This window comes from Rhizobium zaerense (assembly GCF_051810725.1).
GTDB lineage: Bacteria > Pseudomonadota > Alphaproteobacteria > Rhizobiales > Rhizobiaceae > Rhizobium > Rhizobium leguminosarum_I.
In genome coordinates, this window is record NZ_CM132690.1 from 3,046,215 (window position 1) to 3,058,722 (window position 12,508).

Below are 12,508 nucleotides of genomic sequence, written 5' to 3' on the forward strand. Positions count from 1 at the left end.
CGATCCGTCTCCCCCTCAGGCGTACCTCTTGTTCAGACTGGAAACGAACAGGATGGCTTTCTGCATCAGGATGAATGCAAACAGCAGAAGGCCAATCAGGATCTTGGTCCACCAGCTCGACAGCGTGCCGTCAAAGGTGATGTAGGTCTGAATGAGCCCCTGGATCAGGATACCGATCAAAGTTCCCGCCACGAATCCCGCTCCTCCGGTCAGCAGCGTCCCCCCAATAACCACCGCCGCGATAGCATCGAGTTCGACGCCGACTGCTGCAAGAGAATATCCAGCAGAGGTGTACAGCGAAAAAACGATCCCGGATAGGCCTGCAAGAAATCCCGACAGCGCATAGATCTGGATTGTCGTGCGACCGACCGGCACACCCATCAGCCGCGCCGTCTGCGCGCCGCCGCCGAGTGCATAGACGTTGGTGCCGAAGCGGGTGCGCTGGGCGATGAAGATGCCGACCGCAAAAACCAGAAGCATGATACCGCCGATCAGCGTCAGCCGCCCGCCGCCGGGCAGACGCCAATAGAGGCTCGTCAACGTCGAATAATATTCGTGATCGATCGGGATGCTGTCGATCGAGAGCACGAAGGCCATGCCGCGCGCCAGGAACATGCCGGCGAGTGTGACGATGAAGGCCGGCATTTCGAGATAGTGGATGATTGCGCCCATGACCGCGCCGAAGGCGGTGGTGATGACGAGCACAATCGTAAAGGCAAGCAGCGGATGGATCGAGGTCTTCTGCAGGATGACCGCCAGGAAGACGCCGGTGAAGGCAATGACCGATCCGATCGACAGATCGATACCGCCGGAGATGATGACGAAGGTCATGCCGACGGCGGCGATGCCGAGAAAGGCATTGTCGGTCAACAGATTGCCGATGACGCGCGTCGACAGCATGTTCGGATATTGCAGCGTGCAGCCGGCATAGGCGAGCACGAAGATGACGACGGTCGCCAGCAGCGGCAGGTATTTGGAGTTCATTTCGGCTACTCCCTTCCGCCCTGCCGGCGGCTGGCGAAGATGGCCAGCGATTGCACCGCCGGCGACTGGATGACGAGGATGACGATAATGATGACTGCCTTGATGATCAGGTTGAATTCAGGCGGGAAACCGGAAGACAGGATGCCGGTATTCACAGCCTGGATGATCATTGCGCCGATCAGCGATCCGAGAATGCTGAAGCGGCCGCCGAGCAGCGAATTGCCGCCAACGACGACGGCGAGGATCGCGTCGAGTTCCAGCCAGAGACCGGCATTGTTGGCATCGGCGCCCTTGATGTCGGCGGCGACGATGATGCCCGCGATCGCGGCACACAGCCCGCTCAGCATATAGACGGCCATCAGCAGCACCGGCGTTTGAATTCCAGACAGCGTGCTGGCGCGGCGATTGATGCCGACGGCCTCGATCAGCATGCCGAGTGCGGTGCGGCGGACGAGCAGGATGACGAGCAGGCCGACGAGAAACCAGATGACGACAGGCATCGGCAGCAGGGCCATGGAACCGCTGCCGAAGAAGGTCAGCCCATCATCGTTGAAGGTCAGGATAGCGCCCTCGGTGATCAGCTGGGCGATGCCGCGACCGGCGACCATCAGCACCAGCGTGGCGATAATCGGCTGGATATTGAGCACGGCCACCAGGAAACCGTTCCAGACGCCGCAGGCGATACCGATCGCCAATGTCAGGAAAATAGTGTAGGCCACTGAATTTCCTGAAACAATCGACGATGCAGCGACGGCGCCGCAGATAGCCACGACCGCCCCGACGGACAGGTCGATGCCCTTGGTGGCAATGACCAGCGTCATGCCGATCGCCAGCAGCGCCACCGGCGCGCCGCGATTCAGCACGTCGATGAGGCTGCCATAGAGGCGCCCGTTTTGAACCACGACATTAAAAAACTGCGGCGACGTTATGAAATTCAACAAGAGAATGACAACGAGCGCGATCAATTGCGGCGCCAGGCGATAGGCCAGCGCATTCCGGGAGGACTTCATGCTTCCTCCGTCTTGTGCTCGGCGGCAGCGATGGCATCGACGATGCCGGCGGCGGTGATACGTTCGCCCGTCAATTCGGCGATATGCTGCCGGTCGCGAAGCACGATGATACGTGAGCTATAGGCGACAAGCTCTTCAAGTTCCGATGAAATTACGATCAATGACATGCCTTCGGCGCAGAGCTGTTCGATGAGCCGGATGATCTCGGCATGGGCGCCGACATCGATGCCACGGGTCGGCTCGTCGAGGATCAGAAACTTGGGATTGGTCGCCAGCCAGCGGGCGAGGATCGCCTTCTGCTGGTTGCCGCCGGAGAGCAGCCGGATCGGCTTTTCGCGGTCCGTGGTGCGGATATCGAGCGCCTTGATGTAGCGGTCGGCAAGGGCATTCTGCTCGGCGCGCGAGAGCGGCCGGGTCCAGCCGCGGCGCGCCTGCAGGGCAAGGGCGATGTTCTCCCTGATCGACAGGTCGCCGATGATGCCATCGGTCTTGCGGTCCTCGGGGCAGAAGCCGAAACCCTTTCCGATCGCGGCGCGCGGGCTGGAGAGCGTCACCGGCCGGCCGTTGATCGTGGCGCTGCCGCTGTCGGCGTGTTCAACGCCGAAGAGCAGTTCGGCGGTTTCGGTACGGCCGGAGCCGAGCAGCCCGGCGACGCCGACCACCTCTCCGGCGCGCACCTCAAGGTCGAAAGGCTTGACCTTGCCGCGTTTGCCGTAGCCTGAAAAACGATATCGAACCTCGCCTGCCGCAAGGCTGCGTTCCCTGACAGTCTCTTCGACATGCGCCAGTTCGCGGCCGAGCATCATGGCGATCAGGCCCTGGCGCGGCAGATCGACGGCATCACGGGTGCCGACGAGCTTGCCGTTGCGCAGCACGGTAATGCGGTCGCTGATCGCATAGACCTGCTCAAGAAAATGGGTGATGAAGACGATGCCCAGGCCGCGCTTCTTCAGGTCTTCGATGATGCGGAAGAGCAGCGCGACCTCCTGGTTGTCGAGACTTGCCGTGGGCTCGTCGAGGATCAGCACCTTGCCTGAGAGATCGACGGCGCGGGCGATGGCAACCACCTGCTGGACGGCGACGGAAAAACGGCCAAGTTCGGCGGTAACGTCGATATCGATGCCGTAACCGGTGAGCAGATCGCGCGCCTGGCGGTTCATCGCGCGCATGTCGGTCATGCCGAACCGTCTTGGCTGGCGTCCGAGAAAGAGATTTTCGGCGACGCTTAAATTGGCCAGCAGGTTGACCTCCTGGTAGACGGTGCCGATGCCGAGCTTCTGGGCGGCGAGCGTATTGGCCGGATTGATTTCCTGGCCGTCGAGCGCCAGGCTGCCCTCGTCACGATGATAGGCGCCGGTGATGCACTTGATCAGCGTCGACTTGCCGGCGCCGTTCTCGCCCAGCAATGCGTGCACCTCGCCTCTGCGGAGCGTGAAATCGACCTTATCCAGCGCCACCGCGCCGGGAAAGAATTTCGATATTCCGGAGGCCGCGAGAACGTTCTCGAAATCGTGAGTCATAAGGGTCAGTTTTCCTGATATTGACGGCAAAAGCCGCGCCGCGGCCGGACATGATGTCCCAAGGCGGCGAGGCAGTTCCGCACCGGTCCATGACGGGCCGGTGCGGTTCTACAGCGCCCCTCGTCTTTTCAGACGCGCACCGACGCTGTAGCGCTTTGAATTGCTGCATGATCTATCCTGAAATCGATTCAGACCTCAGGAATTATGCGCAGTGTCAAATCAGATCAGTAGCCCTGGCCCTTCTTCTCTTCGTAGACCTTCATCGGGTCGTCGGCAGGCGTGTAGAGCTTCGACTCGGTCTGGATCCACTTCGCCGGAGCCTTCTTGTCCTTCAGATAGGCTTCGAGCGCATCGAAGGCCGGACCTGCCATATTCGGCGTCAGCTCGACCGTGGCATTGGACTCGCCTTCGGACATGGCTTTGAAGATATCGGGCACGGCGTCGATCGAGACGACGAGGATATCCTTGCCGGGCTTCAGGCCGGCTTCCTTGATCGCCTGGATGGCGCCGACGGCCATGTCGTCGTTATGGGCGTAGAGAGCGCAGATATCCTTGCCGCCATTCTCGGCCTTTAGGAAGCTTTCCATGACTTCCTTGCCCTTGGTGCGGGTGAAGTCACCGGTCTGGCTGCGAACGATCTTGAGGTTGTCGTGGCCGGCAAGGGCCTCTTCGAAGCCCTTCTTGCGGGCGATGGCCGGCGATGAACCGGTGGTGCCCTGAAGTTCAACGACATTGCACTTCTTGTCGCCGACGGTCTTGACCAGGAAGTCGCCTGCGACCTTGCCTTCATGGACCAGATCCGACGTAACAGCCGTCAGGTAGAGATCGTCGGGAGCCTTGATGGTACGGTCGAGAAGGATGACCGGAATCTTGGCTTCCTTGGCTTCCTTGAGAACGTCGTCCCAGCCGGTTTCGACGACCGGAGCAATGAGAATGGCATCGACGCCCTGAGCAATGAAGGAGCGCAAAGCCTTGATCTGGTTTTCCTGCTTCTGCTGCGCATCGGCAAACTTCAGATCGATGCCGCGCTTCTTGGCCTGCTCCTTGGTCACGGTCGTTTCAGCCGCACGCCAGCCCGATTCCGAGCCGATCTGCGAAAAGCCGACAGTCAAACCACCGGCCGAAGCCGAACCGAACATGCAGGCAGCCAGAATCGTGGCACTCAAAAGTGCAGTCTTCAATTTCATGATTTCCTCCCAATGCCGCATCTCGCGGCGCAGGGTCAAAAAATCATATAGTATTACTTTTGTAAATCGGAATCTTGGGATGCATTGCAGCAAAAAAAGAGCGCCCACGAGGGCGCTCTTCGCATTTGCGAGATGGCTACGGGACTATTTACCCGGCAGCTTATCGTCGACGCCTTCGACATAAAAGTTCATGCCGAGCAGGGTGCCGTCATCGGCCTTCTCGCCGGCCTTCAGCCAGGGCGTTCCGTCCTGCTTGTTGATCGGTCCGGTGAAGGGATGCAGTTCGCCTGATTTGATCTTGGCTTCGGTTTCCTCGGCCATCTTCTTCACGTCATCGGGCATGTTGGTATAGGGCGCCATCTTCAGGATGCCGTCCTTCAGGCCGTCCCAGCTCTGCTCGGACTTCCAGGTGCCATCCAGAAGAGCATGAACGCGCTTGGAGTAGTAGGCCCCCCAAGTGTCAACGATTGCCGTCAGCTGAGCCTTCGGGCCTGCTGCGATCATGTCGGACGCCTGGCCGAAGGCGTGGATGCCGCGTTCTTCGGCAACCTGCATCGGCGCGGTCGTGTCGGTGTGCTGCGTCAAGACGTCGACGCCCTGGTCGACCATTGCTTTGGCGGCGTCGGCTTCCTTGCCGGGGTCGAACCAGGTGTTGACCCAGATGACCTTCAGCTTGAAGCTCGGATCGACCGACTTGGCGCCCTGCTCGAAGGAGTTGATGCCCATGACGACTTCAGGAATCGGGAAGGAGGCGATATAGGCTGCCCCGTGATTCTTCGAGGTTTTCGCGGCGATCTGGCCGAGGATGTAGCGGCCTTCATAGAAGCGCGAATTATAGGTCGCGAGGTTAGGGCCGGTCTTGTAACCGGTGCCATGTTCGAACTTGACCTTTGGGAACTTGGCGGCGACCTTCACCGTCGCATCCATAAAGCCGAAGGACGTCGTGAAGATCAGCTTGCAGCCGGAACGGGCAAGGCGCTCGATGGCGCGCTCGGCATCCGGGCCTTCCGGCACGTTTTCGAGATAAGGCGTATCGATCTTGTCGCCGAACTCGGCCTGGACCTGCTGGCGGCCGAGATCGTGGGCCTGCGAATAACCGCCGTCGGTATGCGAACCGACATAGACGAAGCAGACCTTCGTCTTGTCCGCGGCGTGAGCGGCGGATGAGATGCCGATCACGGCGGCAGCCGAGGCGGCAAGTGTGAATGCTAACTTCTTCATGGGAACCCCTGTTGGTTTGAAGTTATTGCGGAAACCCGTTTTTGTTGTTGCTTTATCGCTCCGGAACGAAGGCTTTTCCGAGCGACGCGGGCGTATTGATCAACGTCGTGCGGCGATTATGGGAAATGATGATGAGAACCACAATAGTCGCGGCGTAGGGCAGCATCGAAAGAAACTGCGAGGGAATGCCGAGACCGAAGGCCTGCGCGTGAAGCTGCAGGATGGTGACTGCGCCGAAGAGATAACCGCCGGCAAAGACCCGCCACGGCCGCCAGGAGGCGAAGACCACCAGGGCCAGCGTGATCCAGCCGCGGCCGGCCGACATGTTCTCGGCCCATTGCGGGGTGTAGACGAGCGAAAGCTGCGCGCCGGCAAGACCGGCGCAGGCACCGCCGAACATCACCGCCAGATATCGCGTGCGGATGACATGAATGCCGAGCGCGTGAGCCGAACCGTGATTATCGCCGATCGCCCTGAGCTTCAGCCCGGTCCGGCTGCGAAACAGAAACCAGCTGACGCCGACCACGAGCGCGATCGACAGGTAGAAGATCAGGTCCTGCCTGAAGAGAACATGGCCAACGACCGGAAGATCCGACAGGACCGGAATGACGATCTCTCCCAGCCGGATGCCGGGCATGCCGACATAGGCTTCGCCAAGCATGCCTGAGGCGCCGAGGCCGAGAAGGGTGAGCGCCAGACCGGTCGCCACCTGGTTCGCCACCAGGGTCAGCGTCAGGAAGGCAAACAGAAGAGAGAAAAGCGCGCCTGCCGCAATGCCGCAGACGATGCCGACATAGGGCGAGCCCGAGATCTGCGCGCCGGCAAAGGCGGCAACAGCGCCCATGATCATCATGCCCTCGACACCGAGATTGAGAACGCCGGAACGCTCGGCCACGAGTTCACCGAGTGCGGCGATGACGAGCGGCGTCGAGGCGGTGATGACAGTCAGCAGAATCGCTTCGAAGATGCTCATGCCACCCTGCCCCTTAGCCGCGACCAGACAATGCGGATTTTGTAATAGATCAGCGTATCGCAGGAGAGCACGAAGAAGAGCAGCAGGCCCTGGAAGACGCGGGTGACCTTGTCGGAAACGCCGAGCGAAAGCTGGGCCGCTTCGCCGCCGAGATAGGTCAGCGCCAGCACCAGGCCTGATGCGATGATGCCGAGCGGATTGAGGCGGCCGAGGAAGGCGACGATGATGGCGGTGAAGCCGTAGCCCGGCGAGATCGCCGGCTGCAAATGGCCAATCGAGCCCGAGACCTCGGCTATCCCGGCAAGGCCGGCAAGAGCGCCCGAGAAGAGAAAGCTGAACCAGATCATCTTCTTCGACGAGAAGCCGGCAAAGCGCCCTGCCCGCTCCGATTGGCCGAGCACGACGATCTCGAAGCCTTTCAGCGTATAGCGCAGCATGAACCAGACGCCGAATGCGGCGACAATGGCGAAGATGAAGGCCCAATGGGCGCGGCCGGACTCTTCCCATATCGCCGGCAGCACGGCCTCCGGTGCGAAATCATGGGAAACCGGAAAGTTGAAGCCCTTCGGATCGCGCCAGGCGCCGCGGATCAGCCAGTCGAGGAAGAGCTGGGCGATATAGACAAGCATCAGGGACGTCAGGATCTCGTTGGTGTTGAAATGCGCCTTCAGCAGCGCCGGAATGGCGGCAAAAAGCGCACCGCCAAGCGCGCCCAATATCAGCATCAGCGGCAGCACGAGCGGCGAATGCCAGTCGTAGAAGACAATCGGCAGATAGGAGCCGGTGATGGCACCGATGGTGAACTGGCCTTCGGCGCCGATATTCCAGTTGTTCGAGCGATAACAGACGGCCAGGCCGACGGCGATCAGGATCAGGGGCGCGGCCTTGATCGCCAGTTCGTGCAGCGACCAGACCTCGAGCAGCGGCTCGACGAAGAAGGCGTCGAGTGCGGCGATCGGGTCCTTGCCGAGCATGGCGAACATGATGGCGCCGAACACCAGCGTCAGGACAAGGGCCAAGAGCGGCGAGACGAAGGCGAAGAGCTTCGAGACGTCGGGACGTTTTTCGAGTTCAATGCGCATGGGGCGCCTCCGGAGCAGAGCCGCTCTCGTGCAGGCCGCCCATCAGCAGGCCGATCCTTTCCCGTGTCAGTTCGCCCGCCGGGAACGGGCGGGAAAGGCGGCCTTCGCAGATGACGGCAATATCGGTCGCCACCTCGAAGATCTCGTCGAGATCCTGGCTGATGACGACGACGGCCGAACCAGCTCTTGCGAGATCGACGAGCGCCTGGCGGATGCGGCTTGCCGCCCCGGCATCGACGCCCCAGGTCGGCTGGTTGACGACGAGCACCGCCGGCTGGCGGTCGAGCTCGCGGCCGACGATGAACTTCTGCAGGTTGCCGCCTGATAAGGAGCCGGCGGCCGGGTCATCGCCGCTCTTGCGGACATCCATCGCCTCGGAAATGCGTCTTGCGGCGGATTTCACCGCAGCGTGGCGGATGATGCCGAGCAGGCCCAGAAACGCCTTGCGGTCCGACTGGCTGCGGGCAAGGACGAGATTGTCCGACAGTTTCATGGCGGAGACGGCGGCATGGCCATGGCGCTCCTCCGGCACGAAGCCGGCGCCGAGAAGACGGCGGGCGGTAATACCCTGATTGCCCACGTGCTTCTTGCGGATGACGATCGCCTCGGCCGAGGCGACGGGATATTCGCCTGACAGTGCGTCGAAAAGCTCGCTCTGCCCGTTGCCCGCGACACCTGATATGGCGAGGATCTCGCCGGAGCGCACCGCCATCGACACATCACGCAGGGGCATGGCGAAGGGGTGCGCGGCGCGACGGAAAGGTTGGCGACGGCAAGCTGCACCTCGCCTTTGTCGCTGCGCTCCGGATGCGTGACGGTCGCCACCTCGCTGCCGACCATCATGCGAGCGAGCGAAGCCGGCGTTTCCCGCTTCGGATCGCAGGCGCCGGTCACGCGGCCATGGCGCAGCACGGTGGCGCGATCGCAGATACGCTGCACTTCTTCCAAGCGGTGGCTGATATAAAGAACCGAACGCCCCTCGGCGCGCAGCTTGAACAGCGTCTCGAACAGCTTGTCGGCCTCCTGCGGCGTCAGCACCGAGGTCGGCTCGTCGAGGATGATGAGCTTCGGGTTCTGCAGCAGCGCACGGACGATCTCGATACGCTGGCGCTCGCCGACCGAGAGATCGGCGACATGGGCATGCGGATCGAGAGGCAGGCCGTAGGCGACCGACAGCGCTCTCGCCTCCTCGGCGATTTTGTCGATCGGGATGGCGTCATCGAGCGACAGGGCGATGTTTTCGGCAACCGTCAGCGCCTCAAACAGCGAGAAATGCTGGAAGACCATGCCGATGCCGAGCTTGCGGGCTTCCCCAGGCGATGTGATCGCCACCGGCTGGCCCTGCCAGAGGATATGCCCGTCCGTCGGCTCGAGAACGCCGAACAGCATCTTCACCAGGGTGGATTTGCCCGCACCATTTTCGCCGAGAAGCGCATGAATTTCGCCCGGCGCGATATCGAGATCGATTTCATTGCAGGCAGCAAAGCCACCGAAGAACTTCGTCAGCTTCTGAACCGATAATAACGCACCGGAATCCGGCACATTCAATGGCGACACGTTCCCCTCATTTCTTCTGCCAACCGGTCCGTTCGGATCTCATGGAATCAGCAGCGTCGTTCCTGTTGTTTTTCTTGTTTCCAGATCCGCGTGAGCCTGCCCAACGTCACGCAGCGGATAGGTTTGATTGATATTGATACGCACTTTGTTGCTTTGCACAATATCAAATAGCGCTTTCGCACTGTCGATCAGCTCCTGGCGCGCGGCGATGTAGGTGAAGAGTGTCGGCCGCGTCGCAAAGAGCGAACCCCTCTGCGCCAACATCGCCAGGGTGAAATTCTCGATCGGGCCGGAGGATTGGCCGAAGGAGGCAAAAAGGCCGCGCGGCTTCAGACAATCGAGCGACTGTGGAAAAGTATCCCGGCCGATCAGATCGTAGACGACATCGACGCCCTTGCCGCCGGTGATCTCACGAACACGGTCGACGAAGCTGTCGCTCTTGTAGTTGATCACGTGGTCGTAGCCATGGGCGAGCGCCAGCTCGATCTTGTCTTCAGAGCCTGCCGTGCCGATGACGGTGGCGCCGAGCGCCTTTGCCCACTGGCCGGCGATCAAGCCGACCCCGCCGGCAGCCGCATGGAACAGCAGCACCGTCTCAGAGCCGACCTTGAAGGTGCGGTTCAAGAGATATTCGGTGGTCATGCCCTTCAGCATCATCGCCGCCGCCGTTTTAAGTTCTATGCCGTCCGGCACATGCACCAGATGACGCGCCTCGATATTGCGTTCAGCGCTATAGGCACCGTCGGCGCCGGCATAGGCGACACGGTCGCCAACCTTGAAATCCTCGACGCCGGGGCCGACCGACGTCACGGTGCCGGCGCCCTCCTTGCCGGTGACGAAGGGCAGATGCGGGGTCTTGTAGGTGCCGTTGCGGAAATAGACGTCGATGAAATTAAGCCCGACCGCCGCCTGTCTGATCTGCACTTCGCCCGCCGACGGCGGCGGAAGGTCGATCTCGACATAGTCGAAAACCTCCGGCCCGCCCGTCTTCGAAAATGAAACAGCCTGCGTTTTGGTCATCTTGCCTGTCCTATGCTTCGCGTCCAAGGGCGGGGAAGAATTGCAGCACCGCGCCGATGACGTAAAGATAGGCTCCGGTCACGATAAAGAGAATGAGCGCCCATTCGGGCGTGTCGAAATGCATCAGCAGCGAAAAAATGCCGAGCGCAGACCACAGGAAAAAGACGCCAAGATTGAGCGGGCGCAGCCTTTTGACCCGGACTGGGTGAAGGAAATTGATCGGCAGGAAGGTCAGCACCACCGAGACGATGACAACAGTGAGCGCCGTCGTGGCGCTGGCATCGATGACGAACAGCGTGAAGACGATCATGTTCCAGACGACGGGGAAACCGGAGAAGAAATACTCATCCGTCTTCATGCCAATATCGGCATAGTAGATGGCGCTGGAGACGACGATCATGCCGGCGGCGACGAAGGACCAGGGCTCGCCGATCATGCCGCTCTGATAGAGCGCGAAGGCCGGCAGAAGCACATAGGTGACGTAATCGATGATATTGTCGAGCGTATCGCCCGACCAGTTCGGCAGCACTTCCTTGACACGCACCTTGCGGGCGATCGGCCCGTCTATGCCGTCGACGAGAAGGGCGAGACCCAGCCACCAGAACATGTCGATGAAGCGGTGCTCGGCGGCGGCAACGACGCCGAGAAAGGCAAGGAAGGAGCCGGAGGCCGTCAGAATATGGACGGAAAAAGCGCGCATCTCCGCATAAGGAACACGCTTGTAGTTGAAAATCTTCATATTCCCCCGACCGCCCTATCGCGCTCGCCCCGGCAAGCATCTTTTTTTCACCACCATCGCCGGACCCTGTTGCTGACGGGTTCGACGTCGTAGGTGTTTGTTGTCGCATCATTTTTGCCGAAAACCGGCATCCGTTTCCGGCGTGCTGCTCTAATATGCATCCTTTGCCGGGCTTCGCCAGCGGGAAATACGACATTCTCCGCCCGCCTCCCGGCCATTGAATCCTGACCATGACATGCATATTTCCCTTTAGAAGCGTCGCGTGGAATGGAATGCCTTTAATTCCGGCCGGATTTGTAATATCTCGCTCGCATTCGAAAGTTCATCCGACGAAACGGGATCCGCTACCGAAATGAACGCGCCTGCAAAGACCGAAGACTTCGCCTCGTCCATCCCCGCCGGCGTCTATGCCGAGACGGTGCTCGATGTCACGCACTATACCGACCGGCTCTTCCGCTTCACGATGACCCGGCCGCAGGGCTTCCGTTTCCGTTCCGGCGAATTCGCGATGATCGGCCTGATGGTCGAGGGCAAGCCGGTGTTCCGCGCCTATTCGATCGCCAGCCCCGCCTGGGCCGAAGAGCTTGAATTCTTCTCGATCAAGGTGCCGGACGGTCCGCTCACCTCCCATCTGCAGGCGATCAAGCCGGGCGACCAGGTGCTGATGCGCAAGAAGCCGACGGGCACGCTGGTGCTCGATGCGCTGACGCCCGGCCGTCGTCTCTACATGTTCTCGACGGGAACGGGCATTGCGCCTTTCGCCAGCCTGATCCGCGATCCCGAGACCTATGAGAAGTTCGAGGAAGTGATCCTCACCCATACGACGCGTGATGTCGCCGAGCTGAAATACGGCTTCGACCTTGTGCACGAGATCCAGAACGACGAGTTGCTGAAGGAAGTCGTCGGCGACAAGCTGCGCCACTATGCGACCGTCACGCGCGAGGATTTCGAATATCGCGGCCGCATCACCGATCTGATCTCTTCCGGCAAGCTGTTCACCGATCTCGGCGTGCCGCCGCTCGACCCGGCGATCGACCGCGGCATGATCTGCGGCTCCTCGGCCATGCTGAAGGACACCAAGGAACTGCTCGAGAAGGCCGGCCTCAATGAAGGCGCCAACAGCAAGCCCGCCGAATTCGTCATCGAGCGCGCTTTCGTCGGCTAAAGCATTTCTAACAATCTGATCTGTCAACGGCTCCGGAAACGGAGCCGTTT

The 12,508-nt window shown here is 60.8% G+C and carries 10 protein-coding genes and 1 pseudogene; 1 reads left to right on the forward strand and 10 read right to left on the reverse strand.

Translation table 11 applies throughout. The annotated features are described in order from the left end of the window. Window positions 1-15 precede the first annotated feature (15 nt). From yjfF to pcsA, 10 genes and pseudogenes are all read right to left on the reverse strand, one after another. Window positions 16-984: a galactofuranose ABC transporter, permease protein YjfF gene (gene yjfF / locus ACS4RR_RS14740; protein ID WP_162118620.1), complete on the reverse strand. Its 969-nt coding sequence runs from the start codon at window positions 982-984 to the stop codon at window positions 16-18. A gap of 5 nt (window positions 985-989) precedes the next feature. Next, a complete protein-coding gene (locus ACS4RR_RS14745) occupies window positions 990-1,994 on the reverse strand; it encodes an ABC transporter permease (RefSeq protein WP_456188963.1) in 1,005 nt (334 codons plus the stop codon). Next, window positions 1,991-3,514: a galactofuranose ABC transporter, ATP-binding protein YtfR gene (gene ytfR / locus ACS4RR_RS14750; protein ID WP_222279571.1), complete on the reverse strand. Its 1,524-nt coding sequence runs from the start codon at window positions 3,512-3,514 to the stop codon at window positions 1,991-1,993. The genes ACS4RR_RS14745 and ytfR overlap by 4 nt, the downstream gene beginning before the upstream one ends. Window positions 3,515-3,738: 224 nt before the next feature. Beyond that, entirely contained in the window at window positions 3,739-4,701 is a 963-nt protein-coding gene (gene ytfQ / locus ACS4RR_RS14755) for a galactofuranose ABC transporter, galactofuranose-binding protein YtfQ (RefSeq protein ID WP_162118623.1), read from the reverse strand. Window positions 4,702-4,845: 144 nt separating this feature from the next. Beyond that, entirely contained in the window at window positions 4,846-5,922 is a 1,077-nt protein-coding gene (locus ACS4RR_RS14760) for a BMP family ABC transporter substrate-binding protein (protein ID WP_170262549.1), read from the reverse strand. 52 nt (window positions 5,923-5,974) lie between these two features. After that, window positions 5,975-6,895: an ABC transporter permease gene (locus tag ACS4RR_RS14765; protein ID WP_017964260.1), complete on the reverse strand. Its 921-nt coding sequence runs from the start codon at window positions 6,893-6,895 to the stop codon at window positions 5,975-5,977. Beyond that, window positions 6,892-7,977 (reverse strand): ABC transporter permease, encoded by a 1,086-nt coding sequence (locus ACS4RR_RS14770; protein WP_260110816.1) that lies wholly within the window; start codon window positions 7,975-7,977, stop codon window positions 6,892-6,894. Before ACS4RR_RS14770 ends, ACS4RR_RS14765 begins: the two co-directional genes overlap by 4 nt. Continuing rightward, window positions 7,967-9,534 (reverse strand): annotated as a pseudogene (locus ACS4RR_RS14775) (ABC transporter ATP-binding protein). The gene ACS4RR_RS14770 and the pseudogene ACS4RR_RS14775 overlap by 11 nt, the downstream one beginning before the upstream one ends. A 39-nt stretch (window positions 9,535-9,573) precedes the next feature. Continuing rightward, window positions 9,574-10,554: a quinone oxidoreductase family protein gene (locus ACS4RR_RS14780; RefSeq protein ID WP_456188964.1), complete on the reverse strand. Its 981-nt coding sequence runs from the start codon at window positions 10,552-10,554 to the stop codon at window positions 9,574-9,576. A 10-nt stretch (window positions 10,555-10,564) separates the two neighbouring features. Next, window positions 10,565-11,293, reverse strand: a complete 729-nt coding sequence (gene pcsA / locus ACS4RR_RS14785; protein WP_222383931.1) for a phosphatidylcholine synthase — start codon at window positions 11,291-11,293, stop codon at window positions 10,565-10,567. A 352-nt stretch (window positions 11,294-11,645) separates the two neighbouring features. On the opposite strand from pcsA, the gene ACS4RR_RS14790 reads away from it, so the two are divergent. Beyond that, window positions 11,646-12,458, forward strand: a complete 813-nt coding sequence (locus ACS4RR_RS14790) for a ferredoxin--NADP reductase (RefSeq protein WP_017964255.1) — start codon at window positions 11,646-11,648, stop codon at window positions 12,456-12,458. Window positions 12,459-12,508 lie beyond the last annotated feature (50 nt).